This window comes from Nocardia sp. CA-135953 (assembly GCF_050955735.1).
GTDB lineage: Bacteria > Actinomycetota > Actinomycetes > Mycobacteriales > Mycobacteriaceae > Nocardia.
This window is the reverse complement of the sequence record NZ_CP192082.1, coordinates 6,789,531-6,812,860: the sequence shown is the minus strand read 5'-3', so window position 1 is coordinate 6,812,860 and position 23,330 is coordinate 6,789,531. Positions and strand designations below refer to the sequence as shown.

The 23,330-nt window shown below is 66.3% G+C and carries 23 protein-coding genes; 14 read left to right on the top strand and 9 right to left on the bottom strand.

Translation table 11 applies throughout. The features are described from left to right. Positions 1 to 33: 33 nt before the first annotated feature. Positions 34 to 459: an HIT family protein gene (locus tag ACQPXH_RS31010; protein WP_433599970.1), complete on the bottom strand. Its 426-nt coding sequence runs from the start codon at positions 457 to 459 to the stop codon at positions 34 to 36. On the opposite strand from ACQPXH_RS31010, the gene ACQPXH_RS31005 reads away from it, so the two are divergent. Next, the gene (locus ACQPXH_RS31005) at positions 434 to 847 is read left to right on the top strand and encodes a hypothetical protein (RefSeq protein ID WP_433599969.1); all 414 of its coding nucleotides are present in this window, start codon (positions 434 to 436) and stop codon (positions 845 to 847) included. The two genes, ACQPXH_RS31010 and ACQPXH_RS31005, sit on opposite strands and share 26 nt — an antisense overlap. Here the strand turns inward: ACQPXH_RS31005 and ACQPXH_RS31000 are convergent. Beyond that, positions 835 to 1,209, bottom strand: a complete 375-nt coding sequence (locus ACQPXH_RS31000; protein WP_063046650.1) for a PH domain-containing protein — start codon at positions 1,207 to 1,209, stop codon at positions 835 to 837. The two genes, ACQPXH_RS31005 and ACQPXH_RS31000, sit on opposite strands and share 13 nt — an antisense overlap. Positions 1,210 to 1,461: 252 nt before the next feature. Between ACQPXH_RS31000 and purD the strand changes: the two genes are divergently transcribed. Beyond that, on the top strand, positions 1,462 to 2,733 hold the full coding sequence (gene purD, locus ACQPXH_RS30995) for a phosphoribosylamine--glycine ligase (protein ID WP_433599968.1): 1,272 nt from the start codon (positions 1,462 to 1,464) through the stop codon (positions 2,731 to 2,733). Positions 2,734 to 2,818: 85 nt separating this feature from the next. Here purD and ACQPXH_RS30990 read toward each other — a convergent pair whose 3' ends face one another. After that, positions 2,819 to 3,793, bottom strand: a complete 975-nt coding sequence (locus ACQPXH_RS30990; protein WP_433599967.1) for a M23 family metallopeptidase — start codon at positions 3,791 to 3,793, stop codon at positions 2,819 to 2,821. Between the two features lie 126 nt (positions 3,794 to 3,919). Between ACQPXH_RS30990 and ACQPXH_RS30985 the strand changes: the two genes are divergently transcribed. The 5 genes from ACQPXH_RS30985 (at position 3,920) to ACQPXH_RS30965 (ending at position 8,920) form a co-directional block, all read left to right on the top strand. Further along, positions 3,920 to 5,086 (top strand): pyridoxal phosphate-dependent aminotransferase, encoded by a 1,167-nt coding sequence (locus ACQPXH_RS30985; protein WP_433599966.1) that lies wholly within the window; start codon positions 3,920 to 3,922, stop codon positions 5,084 to 5,086. A gap of 141 nt (positions 5,087 to 5,227) precedes the next feature. Then, positions 5,228 to 5,866, top strand: a complete 639-nt coding sequence (locus tag ACQPXH_RS30980; protein WP_433599965.1) for a TetR/AcrR family transcriptional regulator — start codon at positions 5,228 to 5,230, stop codon at positions 5,864 to 5,866. 83 nt (positions 5,867 to 5,949) lie between these two features. Then, complete coding sequence (gene purB, locus ACQPXH_RS30975; RefSeq protein ID WP_433599964.1) at positions 5,950 to 7,371, top strand: adenylosuccinate lyase; 1,422 nt, start codon at positions 5,950 to 5,952, stop codon at positions 7,369 to 7,371. Positions 7,372 to 7,392: 21 nt separating this feature from the next. Further along, positions 7,393 to 7,815 carry an HIT family protein gene (locus ACQPXH_RS30970; RefSeq protein ID WP_433599963.1) on the top strand — a complete coding sequence of 141 codons (423 nt, stop codon included), beginning with the start codon at positions 7,393 to 7,395 and terminating at the stop codon, positions 7,813 to 7,815. A gap of 175 nt (positions 7,816 to 7,990) precedes the next feature. After that, positions 7,991 to 8,920 (top strand): alpha/beta hydrolase, encoded by a 930-nt coding sequence (locus tag ACQPXH_RS30965; protein ID WP_433603633.1) that lies wholly within the window; start codon positions 7,991 to 7,993, stop codon positions 8,918 to 8,920. 2 nt (positions 8,921 to 8,922) lie between these two features. On the opposite strand, the gene ACQPXH_RS30960 is transcribed toward ACQPXH_RS30965, so the two are convergent. Further along, a complete protein-coding gene (locus tag ACQPXH_RS30960) occupies positions 8,923 to 9,957 on the bottom strand; it encodes a DUF2330 domain-containing protein (protein WP_433599962.1) in 1,035 nt (344 codons plus the stop codon). A gap of 42 nt (positions 9,958 to 9,999) precedes the next feature. Next, positions 10,000 to 10,491 carry a hypothetical protein gene (locus tag ACQPXH_RS30955; RefSeq protein WP_433599961.1) on the bottom strand — a complete coding sequence of 164 codons (492 nt, stop codon included), beginning with the start codon at positions 10,489 to 10,491 and terminating at the stop codon, positions 10,000 to 10,002. A 183-nt stretch (positions 10,492 to 10,674) separates the two neighbouring features. On the opposite strand from ACQPXH_RS30955, the gene ACQPXH_RS30950 reads away from it, so the two are divergent. Further along, positions 10,675 to 12,918, top strand: a complete 2,244-nt coding sequence (locus tag ACQPXH_RS30950) for a S9 family peptidase (protein ID WP_433599960.1) — start codon at positions 10,675 to 10,677, stop codon at positions 12,916 to 12,918. A 260-nt stretch (positions 12,919 to 13,178) separates the two neighbouring features. Here ACQPXH_RS30950 and ACQPXH_RS30945 read toward each other — a convergent pair whose 3' ends face one another. Next, positions 13,179 to 13,469, bottom strand: coding sequence for a hypothetical protein (locus ACQPXH_RS30945; RefSeq protein WP_433599959.1), 291 nt, complete (start codon positions 13,467 to 13,469; stop codon positions 13,179 to 13,181). A 103-nt stretch (positions 13,470 to 13,572) separates the two neighbouring features. Here ACQPXH_RS30945 and ACQPXH_RS30940 point away from each other — a divergent pair, with 103 nt between their 5' ends. Next, complete coding sequence (locus ACQPXH_RS30940) at positions 13,573 to 14,274, top strand: DUF2334 domain-containing protein (protein WP_433599958.1); 702 nt, start codon at positions 13,573 to 13,575, stop codon at positions 14,272 to 14,274. A gap of 115 nt (positions 14,275 to 14,389) precedes the next feature. Here the strand turns inward: ACQPXH_RS30940 and ACQPXH_RS30935 are convergent, their stop codons facing one another. After that, on the bottom strand, positions 14,390 to 15,802 hold the full coding sequence (locus ACQPXH_RS30935; protein ID WP_433599957.1) for a glutamate decarboxylase: 1,413 nt from the start codon (positions 15,800 to 15,802) through the stop codon (positions 14,390 to 14,392). A 232-nt stretch (positions 15,803 to 16,034) separates the two neighbouring features. On the opposite strand from ACQPXH_RS30935, the gene ACQPXH_RS30930 reads away from it, so the two are divergent. Beyond that, the gene (locus ACQPXH_RS30930; protein WP_433599956.1) at positions 16,035 to 17,399 is read left to right on the top strand and encodes a dipeptidase; all 1,365 of its coding nucleotides are present in this window, start codon (positions 16,035 to 16,037) and stop codon (positions 17,397 to 17,399) included. A 91-nt stretch (positions 17,400 to 17,490) separates the two neighbouring features. Here the strand turns inward: ACQPXH_RS30930 and ACQPXH_RS30925 are convergent, their stop codons facing one another. Then, positions 17,491 to 18,135, bottom strand: coding sequence for an MBL fold metallo-hydrolase (locus tag ACQPXH_RS30925; RefSeq protein ID WP_433599955.1), 645 nt, complete (start codon positions 18,133 to 18,135; stop codon positions 17,491 to 17,493). Positions 18,136 to 18,230: 95 nt separating this feature from the next. On the opposite strand from ACQPXH_RS30925, the gene purS reads away from it, so the two are divergent. Together purS and purQ are read left to right on the top strand one after the other, a co-directional pair. Further along, positions 18,231 to 18,467: a phosphoribosylformylglycinamidine synthase subunit PurS gene (gene purS / locus ACQPXH_RS30920; RefSeq protein ID WP_433599954.1), complete on the top strand. Its 237-nt coding sequence runs from the start codon at positions 18,231 to 18,233 to the stop codon at positions 18,465 to 18,467. Next, positions 18,464 to 19,132, top strand: coding sequence for a phosphoribosylformylglycinamidine synthase subunit PurQ (purQ, locus tag ACQPXH_RS30915; RefSeq protein WP_433599953.1), 669 nt, complete (start codon positions 18,464 to 18,466; stop codon positions 19,130 to 19,132). Before purS ends, purQ begins: the two co-directional genes overlap by 4 nt. A 908-nt stretch (positions 19,133 to 20,040) precedes the next feature. Here purQ and ACQPXH_RS30910 read toward each other — a convergent pair. Continuing rightward, positions 20,041 to 21,117 carry a substrate-binding domain-containing protein gene (locus ACQPXH_RS30910; RefSeq protein ID WP_433599952.1) on the bottom strand — a complete coding sequence of 359 codons (1,077 nt, stop codon included), beginning with the start codon at positions 21,115 to 21,117 and terminating at the stop codon, positions 20,041 to 20,043. A gap of 49 nt (positions 21,118 to 21,166) precedes the next feature. Between ACQPXH_RS30910 and ACQPXH_RS30905 the strand changes: the two genes are divergently transcribed. Beyond that, complete coding sequence (locus tag ACQPXH_RS30905; protein ID WP_433599951.1) at positions 21,167 to 21,592, top strand: MarR family winged helix-turn-helix transcriptional regulator; 426 nt, start codon at positions 21,167 to 21,169, stop codon at positions 21,590 to 21,592. Positions 21,593 to 21,902: 310 nt separating this feature from the next. Continuing rightward, positions 21,903 to 23,201 carry a M18 family aminopeptidase gene (locus tag ACQPXH_RS30900; RefSeq protein WP_433599950.1) on the top strand — a complete coding sequence of 433 codons (1,299 nt, stop codon included), beginning with the start codon at positions 21,903 to 21,905 and terminating at the stop codon, positions 23,199 to 23,201. Positions 23,202 to 23,330: the final 129 nt, after the last annotated feature.

Genomic DNA, 23,330 nt, shown 5'->3' with positions numbered 1-23,330 from the left:
TCGACGCACCCGGCGCACCGAAGCTACGCCTGATCAATCGGGAACGTTGGCTCCGTAGCCCAGGTCGCGCAGGGCCGACTTGATTTTGGTTTGGGCTTCGTCGAGGGATTCGGGGGTGGGGTGGTGGTTGGCGCCGGAGATGTCGAAGTTGCCCATGGTGAAGGCTGGGAAGACGTGGACGTGGAGGTGGGGGACTTCCAGGCCGGCGATGAGTAGGCCGGCGCGGGGGGCGTCCCAGGCGTGGCGGACCGCTTGGCCGACTTTCTGCGCGACGCTGTTGAGCCGCGCGAAGGTGTCGGCGTCGACATCCTGCCACTGATCGATCGCCTTGCGGGGGACCACCAGCGTGTGCCCTTGCGTCACCGGGGCGATGGTGAGGAATGCGACGAATTCGTCGTCTTCCCAGACGAAACGGCCCGGCAGCTGGCCTTCGATGATCGCGCTGAAAACAGAAGCCATGCACCGCAGGCTACGCCGGGAGTTCCCGATCGGCGGTTCGGGTATTGACCTCGCCATCGCCGCCGCCCCCGCGGGCTTGCTCACCCACCGTCGGCTGCGTCGCCGCAGCAATGCTCATGCGCTCGGATCGATACGCCGTGCACTTCGACGCCCGACGCGACGGAACGCGATTCGAGTTGCCCTTCTTCATCTTTCAGGGCGAACACGACAGCCTGATGCGCGCCGCTACTTCGACGACGTCGAGGCGCCGCACAAGGAGTTCGCGCTGATCGCGGACGCCAACCACTTCGCGGCGTGCTGGCAGCCCGAGCAGTTCCTCGAACTGCTGCTGACCCGGGTCCTGCCGGTGGTCACCGGCAGGTTCACGCCATGTGCTCAGGCGACGTAGTGCGAAAGGATGCTCTGCACTTCGTAGATGTCGACCTGCCGATTGAACCGCTTCTGCACCGGTTCGTGGGTGCCCGAGATCCAGATGCAGAGTTCGGCATCCAGGTCGAAGGTGCCCGCGGTCTCCACCGAGAAGTGGGTGATGGCGCGGTACGGGATGCTGTGATAGCTCACCTTGCGGCCGGTGACCCCCTGCTTGTCGACCAGGATGAGACGCTTGTTGGTGAACAGAATCGCGTCGCGGACAAGAAGATACGCGGCGTAGACCTGCTCACCGCCGCCCATCAATCTCGCGTATTCCTCTTGCGCCTTACCGGGATCGATCCGCCCGGCATTGCCCATCAGTCCGTCGATCAGACCCATACTCAGCACGTCCTTTGCGCGGTGGAGGTCGGCTGTCGCGTCCCCTCCCATCAATCATCCACACGACCACCGCTGGGGGTGGAGAACGTGACGACTGATTTCGCGAGCACATGGGTAATTTGTCGGGCACGTCCAAGAATGGGCCAGCCACTCGACCGCCGGTCCGCGGACGAAGTTACGACGCACCCAACGACCGGCAAAGTTCCGGGGAGCCGGGGGAGCCACCATTGGCAACAACCTAAGCTGTTGCCCGTGCGCGTACTCGTCATCGGTTCCGGAGCCCGTGAACATGCCCTCGTCCTGGCGCTGCGCCGGGACCCCGCGGTGACCGCGCTGTTCGCTGCGCCGGGCAATGCGGGGATCGCCCAGTACGCGCAGGTCAGAGCGGTCGATCAGTCCTCCGCGGAGGCTGTTGTCGCGCTGGCTACCGACCTGGACGCGGACCTGGTGGTGATCGGTCCCGAGGTGCCGCTGGTGCTCGGCGTCGCCGACGCGGTCCGGGCCGCGGGTATCGCGTGCTTCGGTCCGTCCGCTGCGGCCGCGCGCATCGAGGGTTCGAAGGCGTTCGCGAAGGACGTCATGACGGCCGCCGGGGTCCGCACCGCGCACAGCGAGATTGTGGACAACCCCGCTGAACTCGACGCCGCGCTCGATCGGTTCGGCCCGACCTGGGTGGTCAAGGACGACGGTCTGGCCGCGGGCAAGGGCGTCGTGGTGACCGCCGACCGGCACGCGGCTCGCGATCACGGTGCCGAACTGCTCGAGCAGGGCCATCCGGTGCTGCTGGAATCCTTCCTGGACGGACCTGAGGTTTCGCTGTTCTGCCTGGTCGACGGCGAGACCGTGGTGCCGCTGCTGCCCGCGCAGGATCACAAGCGCGTCGGCGACGGCGACACCGGGCCGAATACCGGCGGTATGGGTGCCTATACGCCGCTGCCGTGGTTGCCGGAGCAGACGGTCACCGCGATCGTCGAGGACGTCGTGAAGCCCGTTGCCGCGGAGTTGGTGCGGCGTGGCTGCGGCTTCTCCGGACTGCTCTACGCGGGTCTGGCGATCGGTGCGGACGGACCCGCCGTCGTCGAATTCAATTGTCGCTTCGGCGATCCGGAGACCCAGGCGGTGCTCGCGCTGCTGGAAAGCCCGCTCGGTGAATTGCTGAATGCCACCGCGACCGGCACCCTCGCCGAGTTCGCCGCGCCGCGTTGGCGCGACGGTTCGGCGGTCACGGTCGTGATCGCCGCCGAGAACTATCCGGGTCGTCCCCGCGTCGGTGACGTGATCACCGGAGCGGGCGAGGGCAATACCGACGACTCGTCCGCCGTGCTGCATGCGGGAACCGCGTTGCGCGAAGACGGGGCCCTGATCTCCGCGGGCGGTCGGGTGCTGAGCGTCGTCGGCATCGGCGCGGATCTGGCCGAGGCCCGCGCACACGCCTATGACCGAATTGCCTCGATCAAGTTGCCAGGCAGCCACTTTCGCACCGACATCGGTCTCGCCGCCGTCGAGGACCGCATTTCTGTTTGACTCATTTGACTCTTGCGAACACGCCGCGGCCACGCGGCCAAAAACAGAGCCGCGAACCCGCCGCGCCGAAGGCGCTGCCAAAAACTCAACCGAACGTGAGCCCGTGCACCGCCAACCACTGCTGCGGGTCGACGTGCTGCCCGTTGACGATGACCTCGAAGTGCAGATGCGGCCCGGTGGAGTCACCACGGTTACCCATGCGAGCAATCTGCATACCCGCCGGAACGCGCTCGCCGACCGAAACGAAGAAGTCGTACATATGGCCGTAGACGGTGATGCTGCCGTCATCGTGCCGGATCCGCACCCATAGTCCGAATCCCTGCGCGGGTCCCGCATCGATGACGGTGCCGCTGGCGACGGCATAGATCGGGGTACCGATCGGCCCCGCGATATCGATGCCGTTGTGGAAAGTGCCCCAGCGCGAACCGAATCCGGAAGTGAAGGTGCCGCGTGTGGGTAACACCATGCCGGTGATGCCGGGCAGCGCCGAACCCGTCGTGACCGGCGCGCTGCCCGCCATCCACGGCTGATACTCACCGGACACGGCCGCGGCCGCCTCGGCTTTGGCACGTTCCAGCGTTGCGCGGGCCGCCGCGGCGACCACCTCCTGCTCACGGATGCGCTCGCCGTTGGCGATGGCATTGAGATAGCGCTTCACCGACGGCGGTGTCGACTGCGTCTGCTGTGGATAGGCGAAGGCGACGCGTTGCGCTTCGTCCGGGCCGGGCGTGCGATCGGTGACGGTCCAGGTGACCGTGGAATCGGCGGCCGCGAATACGGCCGTGACGCAGAGGCCCGCGATCAGGATCCGGTGCCGCCGCAATAGCGCGCGATAGTCGGGTTTGGGTCGGTCCTCCCACAGCGCGTGCAGGTCGGGCGGTGGCTGTCGACGCAGCCAGACCAGGCCGTCCTTGCACTCGCCGAGCACCTCGCGCGCCCACCCACGCAATTCGGATTCGCGCCGTTCGCGCAACTCGGCACGCCAATCGGGGGGTATGACACCGATGCCACCCACCCCGGGTACTCGGTCCAGCCGCACACGGCGCGCCTTGTCAAGCATTAACGCCGACCATAACCCGGGCCGCGTGCCGTGCACATGACGAACCACGGGTGGGTCGCATTTCGGTCCGGCAAAAGCCGAGCATCGGCGCACACCCGACGTGCGGGACCGTCTACCGTACGTCGGGTGTCCAGAGAATCTCGCCGGTCGACCATTCCACCTTTCTACGTGATGGATGTCTGGAAAGCTGCCGCGGAACGGGCCAGGACGCACGGCGATGTGCTGGTGCTGGCGGCCGGGCAGCCCTCGACGCCAGCGCCCGCCCCGGTGCTGCGCGCGACGAAGACGGCGATTGATTCCGAATTGCTCGGTTACACAGAGACATTCGGCATTCTGCCGCTGCGCGAGGCGATCGCCGAACACCACCGCGATACCTACAGATACGCCGTCGAACCCGATGACGTCGTGGTGACGACCGGCTCCTCCGGTGCGTTCACCCTCATCTTCCTGGCCGCATTCGACGCCGGGGACACCGTCGTGGTGGCCAGGCCCGGCTACCCGGCCTATCGCAACTCCCTCACTGCCCTGGGCTGTCGCGTCATCGAACTCGATTGCGGCGCGGAGACTCGATTCCAGCCGACGGTCGCCATGCTGGAGGCGCTCCCTGAGCCGCCCGCGGGCCTGATCGTGGCCAGTCCGGCCAATCCGACCGGCACCATGATCGATCCGGAGGAACTCGCCGCGCTGGCCCGCTGGTGCGATGCGCACGACACCCTGCTGATCTCCGACGAGATCTACCACGGCATCACCTACCAGGGCCTCAGCGGCGGCCGGACATCATCGGCCTGGGAGACCTCGCGCGAATCCGTGGTCATCGGTTCGGTCTCGAAGTACTTCTCGATGACCGGCTGGCGGCTCGGTTGGATGCTGGCGCCGAGCGGATTGCGTCCCGCGCTGCAGCGACTCGCGTCCAATATGACCGTGTGTCCGCCCGCGGTCTCGCAGTTCGCGGCGTTGCACGCGTTCGGCGCCGAGGCCAAGGAGGAACTCGACGGTCACGTCCGGCGCTACGCGGTGAATCGGCAACTTCTGCTGGAGGGGTTGCCCAAGCTCGGCATCACCGAACTGGCCCCGGCCGACGGCGCCTTCTACGCCTACGCCGATATCGGCCACCTCACCGACGATTCCCGGAAGTGGTGTGCCGAGGTGCTCGACCACACCGGAGTCGCCTTGGCCCCCGGAATCGACTTCGATACCGCGGCGGGTCACCGGACGGTACGGTTCTCCTTCGCCGGAGCTACCGCGGACATCGAGGCGGCACTCGTTCGGCTGGGTCACTACCTGCGTGGTTGATCATGCTGTCCGACAACAAGTTTGCACAGTTCGGCACCATTAACGAGCAGATGCGGTAAAACAACGATGGCTCGGCTTTCACTCTTTGGGTTTCCTCTGATTTCGCACGGATGAGCTGATGATGACTGGCACGATGGCACGGTGATAACCGCGACGACCCCGAAAGGCGAACGGCGTCGCCAGGCTTTGGTAGCGGCCGCCGCCGAGTTGTTACTCGAAGGCGGATTCGATGCGGTGCGGCATCGCTCGGTCGCAACGCGCGCCGACCTTCCGCTGGCGTCGACGACGTACTACTTCGAGTCGCTCGATGATCTGATCGCGCGAGCGGTCGAATTCAGCGGCAATGCGGAGCTGGACGCGATGCGGCGCCGGGTCGGCGAGGTGAGCCACCGCAGACGCGGCGCGGAGGCGACCGTCGACCTGGTGCTGGACCTGCTGGTGGGGTCGGACGGAAACGACGAGGGCGCACGCGGGCAGCTCATCGCGCGCTATGAGCGTTCGGTGGCCTCGGCGCGGCATCCGGAACTGCGGGAAGTCCAGCTCCGGCTAAGGGCACAGCTGGACGAGCTGCTCGCCGATGTGCTGCGCCGCTCCGATCGGGCGGTTCGGCCGGAGCAGTTGCGCAGGATGGTCGCGGTGGTCGACGGGGCCGTGGTGGCGGCGCTGAGCGAAATGGACCCGGAGCCAAGGCGAATGGCGCGCGGTGCGTTGCTCGAGGTCATCGATATCGTCGCGCCCGCGACACCGCAGCTGGTCGACAGGTTCCGGACACTAGACTGACTGGACGTGAGAGAGCGCAGCGAGCGAACCAAAGGCACAGCGCCCAGGCGTATGACGGAGCCGAGCGCTAGCGAGGCGAAGTCATGAGCCTCGTCCCGAACGTCCTTGCCACCCGATACGCCAGCCCCGAGTTGGTGCATCTCTGGTCGCCCGAGAACAAGATCGTGCTCGAGCGGCGGCTGTGGCTGGAGGTGTTGCGGGCGCAGTCCGAACTCGGCATCGATCTGCCCGCCGGCGTCATCGACGACTACGAGCGGGTCATCGATCAGGTGGATCTCGCCTCGATCGCCGAGCGTGAGCGGGTCACCCGCCACGACGTGAAGGCGCGCATCGAGGAATTCAATGCGCTGGCCGGGCACCAGCAGGTGCACAAGGGCATGACCAGCCGCGATCTCACCGAGAATGTGGAGCAGTTGCAGATCCGGCTTTCGCTCGAGCATGTGCACGCGCACGGTGTCGCGGTGGCGGCGCGGTTGGCCGAGCGGGCCGCCGAGTACCACGCGCGGGTGATGGCGGGTCGGTCGCACAATGTCGCCGCCCAGGCCACCACGCTCGGCAAGCGGTTCGCCTCCGCCGCCGACGAGCTGCTGATCGCGCTGACCCGTCTGCGGGAGCTCATCGACCGCTACCCGCTGCGCGGTATCAAGGGTCCGATGGGCACCGCGCAGGACATGCTCGATCTGCTCGGCGGCGACTCGGCCAAGCTCGCGACGCTGGAGCAGCAGGTCGCGCGGCATCTCGGTTTCGCGAATGTGCTGACCAGCGTCGGCCAGGTGTATCCGCGCTCGCTCGATCACGATGTGCTGTCGGCGCTTGTACAGGTCGGTGCGGGTCCGTCGTCGTTCGCGCACACCATCCGGCTGATGGCGGGCCACGAGCTGGTCACCGAGGGCTTCCAGCCCGGCCAGGTCGGCAGCTCCGCGATGCCGCACAAGATGAACACCCGCTCCTGCGAGCGCGTAAACGGCCTGCAGGTGGTGCTGCGCGGTTATGCCTCGATGGCCGCCGAACTCGCTGGCGCGCAATGGAATGAGGGCGATGTCTTCTGCTCGGTGGTGCGTCGTGTCGCGCTGCCGGACGCCTTCTTCGCCATCGACGGCATGATCGAAACCTTCCTCACCGTGCTCACCGAATTCGGCGCGTACCCGGCCGTCATCTCCCGCGAACTCGACCGCTACCTGCCCTTCCTCGCCACCACCCGCATGCTCATCGCCGCCGTGCGCGCTGGGGTGGGCCGCGAAACCGCCCATGAGGTAATCAAGGAACACGCCGTAGCGGTCGCCCTCGCCATGCGCGAACAGGGTCGCGAACCCGACCTGCTGGACCGCCTGGCCGCCGACTCCCGGTTCCCCTTGGACCGCGCCGAATTGGACGCCGCCCTGGCCGACAAGTCCGCCTTCATCGGCGCGGCCGAAGCCCAGGTTTCCGATGTGGTCGCCGCCGTCCAGAAGCTGGTGGACCAGTACCCCGACGCCGCTCGCTACACCCCCTCGCCGATCCTCTAGCGATCGGCCATAGTGATCGGCGTGAATCCGTACACGATCTTTGCCGACATTGTGGCTGGGCGGGCCGAGGCCAGCCGGGTGTATGAGGACGATGATGTGATGGCGTTCATGGATGTTCGGCCCATGACGCCAGGGCATTTACTCGTGGTGCCGAAGGTGGCGGCACGGAGTCTGGCGGAATTGGATCCGGCGGTCGGGGGGAAGTTGTTCCAGGTGGCGCAGAAATTGGCGGGGGCGCTGCGGAACAGCGAGGTGGGCTGTGATGCCGTCAACTTCTTCTTGGCCGACGGAGTGACCGCAGGTCAGGAAGTGTTCCATGTGCACCTGCACGTCATTCCGCGGACACCGGGTGACGGGTTCGGACTACGTGGGCGGCCGACCAGCCCGCACCGCGCTGACCTGGACTATCTGGCGAGTTCGATCCGCGGTGCGCTCGAACGCTGAGCCGTCGCCGGTCCGGGCTGCGACTGCCGTGAAAGTTACTACCTACCGGAAGGTTTGCCGCGGAAACGCCGGATAACGAATCTCTTCTCCAACGTCTCGACGTGAGTTACGTTGAAGGCCATTGTCATGCGGTGACGGAGGTAGGTTCGTGCGGCGAACGAAGATTGCTGTTGCGGTGCTCGCCTTTGCGACCGCACTGACGGTGCCCATGCTCGTCGAGCCGGGCACGGCATCGGCCGCACGGATCAATCGGATCGATGAACCGAGCACGACGCGCTCGGCGCTGTTCATCGAATCGCCATCGATGGGACGGATCATCCAGGTCGATGTTCTGCACCCGGCGGGCGGCGACTCGCATCCGTCCTTCTACCTGTTGGACGGCCTCGATCCGGGCATCGACCAGAGCACCTGGACCAATGCCACCGACGCCGAATCCTTCTTCCGGGGCAGGAACGTCAATGTGGTGCTGCCGGTCGGCGGCCAGGCCAGCTACTACACCGACTGGCAGCGCGACGATCCCAAATTCGGCCGCTACCAGTGGGAAACCTTCCTGACCGAGGAGTTGCCGCCGATCATCGACGCCCGATACGGCAATGGCGTCAATGCCATCGGCGGTCTGTCCATGGGCGGCAACGCGGCCTTCATCCTCGCCGCCCGCCATCCCGAGTTGTACCGGGCGATCGCGGGCTACAGCGCCTGTCCCGACACAACTCTGGCCATGGGCGCGGTGATGTTCTCCATCGCCAACCGCGGCGGCGACCCGGTGAATATGTGGGGCGGTCCCGGCAGCCCGGCCTGGGCCGAACACGATGCGGCGGCGCTCGCGGATCGCTTGCGCGGCAAGACGATCTATCTCTCCACCGGCACCGGTATACCCGGTCCGCACGAGGCCGAGGTCAAACCCCAACTGGGCGAGAACATCGTCCTCGGCGGCCCGGTCGAGGTCGGCGTGAACAACTGCGTCATCTCGTTCGAACAGCGGCTGCGTTCCCTCGGCATCCCGGCCGAGGTCGATTACAGCCCGACCGGAACCCACTCCTGGTCCTACTGGCAGGACACCCTGCACGCCTCTTGGCCGACCATCGGTCCGGCCATCGGAGCCTGAGGTCAGGCCCGCAGCACGCGGACGATGGCGAACACCACGACGATCGCGGCCAGGAAGACCGTGCCGAGAATGACAATGCCCGCGGGCGCGCCGAATAGCTCGACGTTCTCGGTTCGGTGGATCGTCTGGTAAACCTCCGCGTCGCTGGCATCGGCCTCGAAGGCGAAGTCGGAGTGGATATCCGCGGGGTTATCGATCGAAATCCGCAGTTCGGTCAGGTAGTTGCGGCCATTCGTCGTCACCGGCGCGAGTTCTGGATCCGATGTGGCCACCCGGCCCGCGAAATCGACGTGCACGCTCTGTGCGGTGGCATCGGGATCGGCGCGTCGCACGCGATGCTCGCTCAGCGCGTAAAGGTGCACGTACTGGGCCTGTTCGGCGGCACTCGACATGCGCATCGGATACACGAGCCGATCCGAATCGAAGGTCAGGCGCACCGGATCGATTGCGCCGTCGAGCGGTTGGGCGCTGGTGAGGCGCATAGCGACGAAGGACCAGCCCTCGCGCAGATACGGCTCCAGGGTGCTGACCACCTCGGGGCGCATCTCGTAGCCGTTGTCGCTCAGCCACTTTCGAATGCCATCCAGGTTGCCGCCGGACAGGGTGGTCGCCTCCAGCGGGCCGAGTTGCACGCGGTCGAGGACGGTCGGGCCGCCACCGGCAGCGCTCATTGCGCCATCGCCCGCGGAGTCGCTGGAACCCGAGCCGAACCATCGACGCTGGGTGATGACCTTGGGTGCGGTCAAGCCCGCCAGTTCGGTAAAGGTCGCGGCGGAGCCACCCGCGACGGTTGCCGGCTTCGGTGTCGGCACGATCAGCGCTGCCTGATCGGTGCCGGATTTCAGCGCGAGCCGCATGAGCACGGTCTCCCGCCGACCGTCCCAGCTGACCAGCGCCGTCTCCTCGCGCACCGACGCCAAGTGACCCGGCCGATTGGCGACCCCGCCGCACGCGCATGCGGAAGCCGGTGCAAGCGCGCCGATTCCAGCTGTGGCGAACAGTATTCCGATGACGGCCAGCAGGTGAACAGCACGCATGGCCGCGAGCCTAATGGGCTGCGCGGCCATGCGGCAGGACCGTCAGGCGCACCGCGTTTCGCGCAAATCCCAGCTCGGATAGTCGCCGTACCCAGCCGCCTCGCGCCCGTAGAGCAGCTCTTCGCGGATCGAAGCCAGCGGCAGATCGTGCGTAATCCGTTCCACCAGGTCGGGATTGGCGATGAACGCGCGTCCGAACGACACCAGATCGGCGAGCCCGAGCACCGCCTCGGCCTCGATCGCGCTGGTCGGCTCGCGGTTCTCACCGATATTCGCGATCAGCGTGCCGTGCCAGCGCGGCCGCGGATCGGCCAGGGCCGGATAGTCGTCGTTGTCGGTCAGATACAGATAGCGCCAGGTCGCGGCGATCCAACTCGGCCACCAGCGTGCGGTACAGCGGTGCCGGATCGGCCTCGTACATATTGAACTGCGGGTCGCCCGGCGACAGGCGGATAGCAGTCCGGTGCGATCCGCACCTGGTTCGCCGCGGGCATCGGCAGCGATACCGTCAGCCAGCTGCTGCCGTGCATCCATGACGAGGACGGCACACCGAACGAGCGGGCGACACCGTTCCTGGTGGACAAGCTGGCCGAGGAGCGAGTAGATCCCGGTAGTGAGGCGCATCGACCAGGCCATGACCGACCTGCACCGGCGCGGTACTCGACGAGATCCTGCGAGCGGCGGGCGGTGCGCGGCCCGAACAGTAGGGTGGTGCCCATGGCTCTCGATAGTGGAATCGGAACGCTCGCCGGTTCGGGTGATGTGACGGCGCCGGTCGCCAAGACGGTGCGCACCGAGCGGGTGCACCACGGCGATGTCTTCATCGATGAGTACGAGTGGCTCCGCGACAAGGAAAACTCCGAGGTCATCGCCTATCTCGAGGCCGAGAACGCCTACACCGAGTCGCAGACCGCCCATCTCGGCGGGCTGCGGAACAGGATCTTCGACGAGATCAAGTCGCGCACCCAGGAGACCGATCTGTCGGTGCCGACTCGGATGGGCGAGTACTGGTATTACTCGCGCAGCTTCGAGGGCAAGCAGTACGGCGTGCACTGCCGCTGTCCCATCGTTGCCCCGGCGGGAGCGACGGGCGCGGGGGAGGCAGCTCGCGTAACCACGGAGCGCCCCGCGAGCGCCGCAATAGATACGGCCGAGGGTATCGATGCCTGGACTCCGCCGCAGCTCGAGGTCGATACCGAGATTCCCGGGGAGCAGGTGCTGCTCGACAGCAACCAGGTCGCCGAGGGCCACGACTTCTTCGCGCTTGGCGCGTTCTCGGTCAGCCATGACGGCAACCTGCTCGCGTACTCCGTCGACACCAGCGGTGACGAGCGCTATCTGCTGCGCTTCAAGGATCTGCGCACCGGCGAGGTGCTCGCCGACGAGATCGCCGGCACCGCACCCGGTGCGACCTGGTCGCTGGACGGCACCCATGTCTTCTATCAGACGGTCGACGAATCCTGGCGGCCCGACACCGTGTGGCGGCACCGACTCGGTACGGGCAAGGACGACGACGTCAAGGTCTTCCACGAGTCCGATGAGCGCTACTGGGTGAGCATCGGCGCGACGCGCTCGGAGAAGTACCTGATGATCTGGGTCGGCTCCAAGATCACCACCGAGGGCTGGGTGCTCGAATCCGATAATCCGGAAGGGGATTTCCGGGTCATCATTGCGCGCCGCGATGGCGTCGAGTACTCCGCGGAGCATGCGGTGGTCGGCGGCGAGGACCGTTTCCTGATCCTGCACAACGATGTCGTGGACGGGGTGAAGGCCGAGAACTTCGTACTCGCCGAGGCGCCGGTATCGGATCCGTCGAATATGACGCTGCTGATCGGCCATCGCGACGATGTGCGGCTCGAGGATGTCGATCCGTTCGCCAGTCATCTGGTGCTGAGCTACCGGCGCGAAGCCCTGACCCGCGTCGCCATCTGGCCGCTGACCGAATCCGGTTACGGCGAGCGGCGCGAACTCGAATTCGATCTGGAACTCTTCGCGGTCGGTTCCGGCGCCAATCCGGAGTGGGAGCAGCCGACGCTGCGAATCGGGCTGACCTCGTTCATCACGCCGATGCAGGTCTTCGACTATGTGCCCGCCACCGGTGAGCTGCTGCTGCGCAAGGAGCAGCCGGTACTCGGCGGCTACGACGCGAACGACTATGAGCAGCACCGGGATTGGGCGATCGCCGCGGACGGCACCCGGATTCCGATCTCGCTGGTGCGGAAGAAGGGTCTGCCCGAGGGGCCGAAACCGCTGCTGCTGTACGGATACGGCTCCTACGAGGCCAGTATGGATCCGTCGTTCTCGGTATCGCGGCTTTCGCTGCTCGACCGTGGCATGGTGTTCGCGGTGGCGCATGTGCGCGGCGGCGGTGAAATGGGGCGGCTCTGGTACGAGCACGGCAAGACGCTCACCAAGAAGAACACCTTCACCGATTTCGTCTGCTGCGCAAGGCATCTCATCGATACCGGCATAACCTCCTCGGACCGCGTCATCGCCGACGGCGGCAGTGCGGGCGGCCTGCTGGTGGGTGCGGTAGCGAACCTGGCACCCGAGTTGTTCAAAGGCATCCTGGCCAACGTACCGTTCGTCGACCCGCTCACCTCGATCCTCGACCCGTCCCTGCCGCTTACCGTCATCGAATGGGACGAGTGGGGAAATCCATTGACGGACAAGGACGTCTACGACTACATGAAGTCCTACGCGCCCTACGAGAACATCGAAGCCAAGGACTATCCGGCCATTCTGGCCATCACCAGCATCAACGACACCCGCGTGCTCTATGTCGAACCCGCCAAGTGGGTCGCCAAACTGCGCGCCACCAAGACCGGCGACACACCGCTGCTGCTCAAGACCGAAATGAGCGCGGGCCACGGCGGCGTCAGCGGCCGCTACGAGAAGTGGAAGGAAGTCGCCTTCGAATACGCCTGGGTGCTCGACACCCTCGGCCTGGCCGATGCGTAGCTTCCGTGCACGGCCGGTTCACCCCGGCCGCTCACCCGGCGGGTACCGATAGTTTGCCGAGCAGCGTCGTGAGCTGGCCGGCACCACTTGGACCAGCGCGCAGGGTCCGCTGGAGCGCGAATTCGCTGCGGCACTCGGGATTCCGTACGACAAGGTGACGCTCGCGGCGTTCATTCCGCTGGCCTACACCCTCGGCACCGACTTCGAACCGGCGGTCCGGGTGCCGAGGGCGCAGGTACTGCACTGGGAGCGGTGGTAAATCAGAGGCCGCAGGTGCGCATGTTGTCCAGGAACGTCGCGCGATCGCTGTCGCGGAATTGCTCGATCCCCTGGTATGCGCCGTTCGCATCCATGATCGCGATGTAGGCGTCGGCGATCTGATCCGGCGTCGCGTCGGGAGTCTTGCCGCGTACCTGGTTGACGAATCCCTGTGTGGCCGTGCATGTTTCGTCTTGACTGAAGATCTGGGGGTCGCCCGGATCGGCTAGCGCCGTAGCCGGTGCGATGAGCAGGAGTGGAACCGACAGAACACTGAGCAGGGCTGTCTTCACGCCGGAGATCCTAGGGCAGATGTGCCGCGGGTGGAACGCAGTGTTCGTCGGCGGGTCATCCGACCTGCACGCCTAGTACATCTGCGGCTGGCACCGTAAGGCCATGAACGCTGAGCTGATCGTGTCGATTTCCGGGATCCGGGACACCACTCGGGACGCGGCTATCGAATTCGCGGCCGAAATGGATCGCCGCGATGTGCGGCTTTCACTGCTGGTCGCGCCCCGGTTGAAGGGTGGCTACCGGCTCGTGGAAGATCCGGCGACGCAGTCGTGGCTGCGCGGTCGGCGGACCCGCGGCGATGCGATCGTGCTGCACGGCTACGACCAGGCGGCGACCAAGCGGCGCCGAGCGGAATTCGCCGCCCTGCCCCGGCACGAGGCGCGCCTGCGGCTGACCGCGGCGGATCGAGTGCTCGAGCAGGTGGAACTGCGCACCCGGCTGTTCGCGGCGCCGCGCTGGGATGCCTCGGCGGGTGCCATCGAGGCGTTGCCCGAGGCCGGTTTCCGGCTCGCGCTCGGGCTGACCTCGATTCTCGATCTCGAGCGCAATATCGCTCAGAAGGCGCGGGTCTACGGCATGGGCGAGGGTTTCCGCACCGAGCCCTGGTGGTGTCGCGCCCTGGTGCTCGGCGCGGCCAGGACCGCGCGTCGCGGCGGTGTGCTGCGGCTGGCCGTTTCCGCCGCTCAGCTCGGCCGTTCCGGTCCGCGGCAGGCGATGCTCGACGCGGTCGATCTCGCTTTATTCCACGGCGCGGCCAGCGACGTGTACCGCTGGGAGCCGTTCGCTGCCGTCAAGGCGGCCTGATCGGGTCCGCCGGAAGCCGTGCAGGGGTGTGGTCGGCACCGCCCGCACGAGGCGCCGCCGCCCGTAATGGCGTGACCGGGCGGCGGCGCGCGGCGTAATCGACGCTGCGCCAGCGCTATTCGCGGCTCGATCGAACGGGTTCGGCCTGCTCGCTCGGGACGGCCGCGGTCGCGTTATGCGTGAATCCGCCCGCTTCCTCGCGGGTGAGCGGTTTGGCTTGTGGATGCTTTTCGAGTTGCGCCATACTGCGCGCGATATCGGCGAGCAGCAGGTCGGCCATGTCGATGCTGAACCCGTGCCGAACCAGTGCGCGCATGATCGTCTCGTTCTCGCGGTCGGCGGGCAGCGGATACGCGGCGATCAGCCAACCCCTGGTCCGCAGCCGATCCGAGAGTTCGTAGAGATTGAAGCCGACATCCTCGGTCAGTCGCCACGACACCGCCGCGATGCCCCGATGTGGATCGCCGCCGTGGATCATCTCGAACGGCCCGAGTTTCAGCAGGCCATCGGCCAGATGCTGGGCGACGTGGTAGAGCTGGGACTGCAGTCGGGCGTATCCGGTGCGGCCGAGCCGAATGAATTCGTAGTACGAGGTGATCACCTGCCCGCCGGGGCGGGAGAAGTTGAGATTGAAGGTGGCCATGCTGCCGCCGAGGTAATCCACATCGAAGATCAGCTCTTTGGGTAGATCGGCGGCCTCGCGCCAGATCGCCCAGCCCGAGCCGAGCGGCGCGAGCCCGGTCTTGTGGCCGGAGGCATTGATCGATTTGACCCGCGGCAGCCGGAAATCCCAGATCAGATCCGGTGCGGTGAACGGCGCGAGGAATCCGCCGCTGGCGGCGTCGACATGGATGGGGATATCCAGGCCGCTGACCTCCTGCAGCCGGTCCAGCGCCTTGCTTATCTCGGCGACATCCTCGAACAGACCGGTGTAGGTCTGCCCGAAGGTCGGCACCACCATGATGGTGCGCGCATCGCAGTAGGCGGCGACGTCGTCGGGATGCATGGTCAGCCGGTCCCCGCGCAGCGGAATCTGCCGTATCTCGACATCGAAATAGCGCGCGAACTTCTCCCAGCACACCTGAACCGGGCCGCAGACGAAATTCGGGGTTCCGGTGCCGCCATGCTTGCGCCAGCGGAATTTGGCGGCCAGACCGCCGAGCATCGCGGCCTCGCTCGAGCCGGTGGTGGAGGTGCCGTGCGTGCCTGCGGGATCCGGCGCATGCCACAGATCAGCGACCATCCGCACGCACCGACGTTCCAATTCGGCGGTCTGCGGGTATTCGTCCTTGTCGACGATGTTCTTGTCCAGGGATTCGTTCATCAGCCTGCGCGCCTGGTCGTCCACCCAGGTTGTGCAGAACGTCGCCAGATTCATCCGGGAGACGCCGTCGAGCATCAACTCGTCGTGCACGATCTCGTAGGCGACCTGCGGGAACAACTCGTTGATCGGAAATCCGGCCTTCGGCGCCGACCGGCGCAGGCCCGGCAGAGCGAATAGGTCGTCGGGCTCCAGTCCTTCTGTCATCGAATCGCCTCCGAATATGGATCGCGTGATGTTTGCCGAACAGTGGCAACCAGCGTCGACGTTTCAGCATGTCACAGCGGCGACCGGATTTTCGGGTGTTCCGAACCGGACGACACAGACCGATCGGTCGGCTGAGTTCTCGGTATGCACCGAGCGGTTCATGCCAGAGTTGGCGGGCGGCGGGCGGTCGGCCGCTTCTGTGCCGGATCGGATCTGAAATGAGGTTTCGCAGATGATCGACGACTCCCGCACCGCGGCGCTGCGCCAGCGGGTGGCCGCGCTGATGCCGCAGGCGAAAACCGATCTCACCCAACTGGTTTCGTTCAAGTCGGTGGCCGATCCCCGGCAGTTCCCGCTGGAGGAGTGCGACCGGACCGCGCAATGGGTGGCCGACGCATTCGCCGGGGCGGGTCTGACCAAGGTGGGTCTGCACGAAACTCCCGACGGCAGTAAGGCCGTCATCGCCTCGCGTCCCGCGCCGAACGGTGCGCCGACGGTATTGCTCTACTGCCACTACGACGTGCAGCCGCCGCTCGACGACGATGCCTGGCGCACTCCGGTTTGGGAGCTGACCGAGAAGGACGGCCGCTGGTACGGGCGCGGCAGTGCGGACTGCAAGGGCAATATCGTGATGCATCTGACCGCGCTGCGGGCCCTCGGCGCGGAACTGCCGCTCGGGGTGACGCTGGTCGCGGAGGGCTCCGAGGAGCAGGGCACCGGCGGACTCGAACAATTCGTCGAGGCGAATCCGGATCTGCTGCGCGCGGATGCGATTCTGATCGGCGACTGCGGCAATTTCGCGATCGGGGTGCCGACCTTGACCGAGACCCTGCGCGGCAGCGTGAACGTTGTCGTCACCATCGAAACCTTGGCCGGGCCAATGCATTCCGGCATGTTCGGCGGTCCGGCCCCCGATGCGCTCGCCGCGCTCGTCCACCTGCTCGCCTCCCTGCGCGACGAACACGGCAACACCACGGTGGCCGGACTGCCCAATTATCAGAGCTGGACCGGTGTGCAGTACTCGGAGGACCAATTCCGCGCTGACGCAGGCGTACTCGGCGGCGTCGAACTCATCGGTGACGGCACGGTCGCCGATATGCTTTGGGCGCGACCGGCTTTGACGGTGCTCGGTATCGACGCGCCGAAGGTGGTCGGCTCGGCGGCGGCCATCCAGCCCGCCGCGCGAGCCCGGCTCAACCTGCGCATTCCGCCGGGCACCGATCCCGACCAGGCGCTGGAACTGCTGACCGCGCACCTGCGTGCGCATACGCCGTGGCGTGCAGAACTCTCCGTGGAAACCGAGTCGACCGGCGCACCGTTCCGATCGGCCAGCGGCGGTCCCGCTCGAACCGCCATGGAAGCCGCACTCACCGCCTCATACGGCCGCCCGACCACCACCCAGGGCCAGGGCGGCTCGATCCCGCTGTGCAACGTCTTCGCCGCCACCTACCCGCACGCCGAGATCATGCTGCTGGGCGTCGAAGAACCCAAATGCCTGATCCACGCCCCCAACGAAAGCGTCGCCCCCTCCGAAATCGAACACATGGCCCTCGCCGAGGCCCTCTTCCTCACCACCTACGCCGAACAGATCCACTGAGCCGGCGTTGGACACCTGATCACCATGCATCCATGGCGGACCCTCTCGACATTTGCCGCCAGGGATACATGGTGATCAGCAGTCCGAGGTTTTAGAGGTCGCGGTGGGCCTCGGGGGGGATGATGGTGAATTCTGTGGTGGTGGGGCCCATTTCGGATAGGCGACCGAAGTAGATGCCTTGGGCTTCGGGTTGGATGATGCCGAAGTGGATGGGGAAGGCGGTGCGGGGAGCGACTGCGCGCAGGTAGTCGACGGCCTCGCTGATGCGCATCCACGGTGCGGATGCTGGAATGGCGAGGACGCCGACCGGTACCGGTGGCACCCACAGTGAGTCGCCGGGGTGCACGAGTTGGGCCGGATCGTCCGGGGTGCCGAGTTGGAAGACGGTGTTGTCGATCACCGGGAGCTCGGGGTGGATCACCGCGTGCCTGCCGCCGCCTCCGGTGATCTGGAGATCGCCGAGGGTGATCACATTGCCCGCGTGCACCGGCTCCCACGGCTCGCCGCGCTGCTGTGCGGTCTGTGGATCACTGAACAGGCGCGCATTCGGGTTGTTGTCGAGCAGCGCCTCGATCCGGCTCGGATCGATATGGTCGGGATGCTGATGGGTAACGGCGATGGCGTCCAGGCCGGTGATGCCCTCGAAGCCGTGCGAGAAGGTGCCCGGATCGAACAGCACCTTCTTGCCGTGCAATTCGACGAGGATGCAGGAGTGGCCGAAGTGGGCTATGCGCATGGGGCCATGCTATTTGACTCGACCCCGACCGTAGCTCGGACAAGCTGGACAACTACGCTGCTCAGGTAACCCCAACACCACCTGAGGAGCAACGCGTGGCACGAGTCGTGGTCGAGGTGATGCCGAAGGCCGAGATCCTGGATCCGCAGGGTCAGGCCATCGCCGGCGCGCTCCCGCGCCTGGGATTCGCCGGAGTTTCGGATGTGCGGCAGGGCAAGCGATTCGAACTCGATGTCGACGACAGTGTCAGCGACGCTGAGCTCGAGCAGATCGCCGAGGCGCTGCTCGCCAACACTGTGATCGAGGACTGGAAGGTCGTGCGCGTCCCATGACCGCCCGGATCGGGGTAATTACTTTTCCGGGCACGCTCGACGATGTCGACGCGGCTCGGGCGGTGAAACTGGCGGGCGCCGAGGCGGTAAGCCTGTGGCATGCCGATGCCGATCTGAAGCAGGTCGACGCGGTGGTCGTGCCGGGTGGCTTCTCCTACGGTGACTACCTGCGTGCCGGTGCCATCGCCCGGTTCGCCCCGGTGATGGGCGAGGTCGTCAAGGCCGCGGGTAAGGGGCTGCCGATCCTGGGCATCTGCAACGGTTTCCAGGTGCTGTGCGAGGCGGGTCTGCTGCCCGGTGCGCTGACCCGCAACGAGGGTCTGCACTTCGTCTGCCGTGACGAATGGCTGCGCGTCGAAACCGCGAATACCGCATGGACCTCGCGCTTCGAGCCCGGCGCCCAGATCCTCATCCCGGTCAAGAACGCCGAGGGTCGCTACCAGGCGTCGGAGAGCGTGCTCGATGAGCTCGAGGGCGAGGGCCGGGTGGTCTTCCGTTACGCGGGCGACAATCCGAACGGCTCCCAGCGCGATATCGCGGGCATTTCCTCGGCCGATGGCCGGATCGTCGGCCTGATGCCGCATCCCGAGCACGCCACCGAGCCGCTGACCGGCCCGAGTGACGACGGCCTCGGCCTGTTCCTCTCGGTACTGGACGCTCTATAATTTGGCCGCGTGGCCGCGGCGTGTTCGCGGCCCCTGGTGTCTCGCGTCCGAGCCGTCGAGACTCGCGACTTCGTCGCATGCGCTTCGACGGCTCGGACGCGAGACGGGCCGCGAACGGGTCGCTCGTAAGACTCGCTCCGTGGTGGTTGGTGATGGCGGGTCGTTCGGCGCCTGATGTATGCCGCGCCCGAATGGTCGAATCCTGTGTGCGGCATATGTGCTCGGCCCGCTCGGACGTGAGATGGGCCGCGAACGGGTCGCTCGTAAGCATCTCGCTTCGTGGTGGTTGGTGATGGCGGGTCGTTCGGCGCCTGATGTATGCCGCGCCCGAATGGTCGAATCCTGTGTGCGGCATATGTGCTCGGCCCGCTCGGACGTGAGATGGGCCGCGAACGGGTCGCTCGTAAGCATCTCGCTTCGTGGTGGTTGGTGATGGCGGGTCGTTCGGCGCCTGATGTATGCCGCGCCCGAATGGTCGAATCCTGTGTGCGGCATATGTGCTCGGCCCGCTCGGACGTGAGATGGGCCGCGAACGGGTCGCTCGTAAGCATCTCGCTTCGTGGTGGTTGGTGATGGCGGGTCGTTCGGCGCCTGATGTATGCCGCGCCCGAATGGTCGAATCCTGTGTGCGGCATATGTGCTCGGCCCGCTCGGACGTGAGATGGGCCGCGAACGGGTCGCTCGTAAAACTCGTTCTGTGGTGGTCGGTGATGACGGGGTGTTGGGGACCTGATGCATTCGCATCGGATGGTCCGAATCCCGTGCCTTCGGCGTGTGCGCTTCGACGGCTCGGGCGTGAGACGGGCGGCGAACGGGTCGCTCGTAAAACTCGTTCTGTGGTGGTCGGTGATGACGGGGTGTTGGGGACCTGATGCGCTCGCATCGGATGCCGCCGGTCGGGGCGTCAGTCAAGTGATCCGGGCGATGATGTGGAAATCGACGCCGTCGGCCAGCGCGATATAGCCGTGCTGCTGCGCCTGGTTTCCGACGAAAGATCGGGAACCGCCAGGTGTTTCGAGTTGCACACCCTGATCGAGCGCCGCGTGTACCTCGGGTACGGCCAGTGATCCGACCGTCTCGCCGATCGCGCGCAGGGTGTGGATCGCCTCGTAGCTCATATTGCTGAAGCTGGTCAGTGCGGGTGCGAAGGTGCCGTGTAGGCGGCGGTAGCGAGCGAGTCGGTCGCGGCCGTCGTCGGTGTCCGGGTCCACGAAGAAGCTCGATGCCACGTAGAAGTTGTCGTTGGCGGCGGGACCACCGGTCAGCAGGACGTTCTCGTCGGCGGCCGGGCTGATGCGCAGCAGCGTGTCGGCGCGTCCGGTGGCGGCGAACTGCTGGTTGAAGCGGGAGACATCCGCGCCGACCATCAGGATGATGACGGCATCGGCTTGGTCCAATGCGGGATCGCTGAGGAATTCACCGAAGTCCGGTGCGCCGAGCGGCACGAATCGCTCCAGCACGATGGCACTCGGATCGGCCAGACTGCGGCGCACCGCCTTGGCCGATTCGCGCGGCCAGATGTAGTCGTTGCCGATGATCGCCCAACGGCGCACGCCGTGTTCACGCTCGAGCCAGTGCACGGCGGGCAGGGTCTGACCCGCCGGATGTTCCCCGAGCATCAGCACCCCGGGTAGCTCATTGGTGAGGCCCTCGTGTCCGGTGGCGAAAAGGTAGGGCACCCGGCTGGCATTGGCCCGCGCGACGGCCAATCGCACCGCCGAGGTGTGCCAGCCGGTGATCGCGTGCACCATTCCGGTGGCGAGCAACGCGGAGACCTCATCGGCGACCTCGCGCGGATTCCGGCCGCCATCGATATTCGTAGTACGAATTTCGCGACCGAGAAAACCGGCTCCAGCATTGATTTCGTCGACCGCGAGGGAAATCGCCGCATCGCACGACGCCGCGACGATACCGCCCGGTCCCTGCATCGGAACTATGTTCAGGATCTCGATCGTGCCGTCTGGGCTCTCGCCGAACGCTGACATTCGGTACTCTTCTTCTCGTTCGAGCGAAATTCATGGCAGGCAGGAAATAATGACGACCATTGTAAGCGGATATTCCACGCTGCATGGTGCGCTGCGTGCCGCGGAACGGCGTTGGCTGGATCACCTCGACTCCGCCCTGTGCGCCAGGCAGCTGACGGCCGATCAATGGTCGATGCTGTCGAATCTGTCCACCGAGTTCGGGGTCACCATGAGTGAGCTCGCGGCGAGGTCACAGCTACCGCCGTCCTCGGCGACCAGGCACGCCGACGCACTCGCCGAGCGCGGCCTGATCTTCCGTGTCGCCGCCGAGGACGACCGCCGCCGCATCCTGATCGGCCTGAGCAGACTCGGTTCGGATCTGGTCGACGCGGTGCGCACCGAGGAGGAGCGTGCGGAGCAGGAGTTGCGTTCGCGTATCGGTGCGCGGCGTTATGCCGAGCTGATGCGTTTGCTCGAACTCGTTTCCGCGGGGTAGTTCAAATCGGTACAGCCTCAGTCGTCGGATGAATTAAGCCTATGAATGTCCGGTTGCGCCGGTGTGGGCGCGTAATTTCCATTCCTTCGGTTATGTTCCGAATAGACCGCACTATCGTGCTCCGGTATTCGAGGTAGTACGACTGGACCGAGTTGTACTCCGCCGCCGCGGCGGTGATTCCCGGCGAGCGGACTGCCCGCTCGATCGCTATCGAGCCCGGACAAACCACCGCTCGAAGCACAGGAGCACGTGCGGGGTCTGATCGAGACGGATCTCGAGGTCTGCGCGAGGTCTGCATAGGATCGCAGGCATGCCCGTTCCCACTACCGCAGCCACGGCCGCCGGACTGTGCGCCTTCATCGACGATTCACCGTCGCCGTTCCACGTGTGCCGGACGGTCGCGCGGGAACTGGACGCCAACGGCTTCACCCCGCTCGCGGAGTCGGCGCCGTGGCCATCGGATGGGCCGAGCCGCCATTACGTCGTGCGCGGCGGTTCGCTGGTCGCATGGGCGACTGCCGATTCCGGCGGTGTGACGCCGTTCCGAGCGGTCGGTGCGCATACCGACAGTCCGAATCTGCGGGTGAAGCAGTATCCGGATCTGGCCGCGGCGGGCTGGCAGTTGGTCGGGCTGGAGCCCTACGGCGGCGCCTGGCTGAATTCGTGGCTGGACCGGGAACTGGGGATCTCCGGACGGCTCAGCGTGCGCGACGGAAATGCGGTGCGCGACCAGCTGGTTCGCATCGATGAACCGATTCTGCGGGTGCCGCAGTTGGCCATACATCTCTCGGAGGACCGCCGGGGTGTCACGCTTGATCCGCAGCGGCACGTCAATGCGATCTGGGGTCTGGGTGCGCAGCCGCGCTCGTTCCTCGATTTCGTCGCCGAATGTGCCGAGGTCGATCCGCAGGCGGTACTCGGCTGGGAGCTGATGACCCACGATCTGGCACCGAGCCGGTTGGTGGGCCGCGATCGCGATCTGGTGAGCGCGGCGCGCCTGGACAATCAGGGCACCTGCTACGCCGGATTGAACGCATTCCTCGCGGCGGTCGAGGAACCAGGTGCGGCCATTCCGGTTTTGGCGATGTTCGATCACGAGGAGGTCGGCAGTCAATCCGATCGCGGCGCGCAGTCCGATTTGCTGCCGACGGTGCTGGAGCGGATCGTGCTCGCACGCGGTGGCGGCCGCGCCGAATACCTGGCCGCGCTGGCCGGATCCGTCTGCGCCTCCGGCGATATGGCGCACGCCACCCATCCCAATTACCCGGACCGGCACGAGCCCGCCCACCGCATCGAGGTCAACGGCGGCCCGGTACTCAAGGTCAACCAGAATCTGCGCTACGCCACCGACGCCGCGGGTGCGGGTGCCTTCGCCCTGGCCTGCGCCCAAGCCGAGGTCCCGCTGCAGCGCTACGTGCACCGGGCCGATCTCCCCTGCGGCTCCACCATCGGACCGATGACCGCCGCCCGCACGGGCATGCCGACCGTCGATGTCGGCGCTGCGCAGCTGGCTATGCATTCGGCTCGCGAAATCATGGGCGCGGCAGACGTTTCGGCGTACGCCGCCGCGCTCGCCGCGTTCCTGACCCCCGCACCGCTCGACCGGTAGGTGCTGCGGAGTTCCCCGCTATCAGGTTTCACACCCCGTGAGCGCCCACAGAGCTTGCCCATCAACTGTCGAGCACGTGCGGCCGGTATCGGCGAGTCGTGCTGCGATACTCCGCGATCGGGTCCAGCG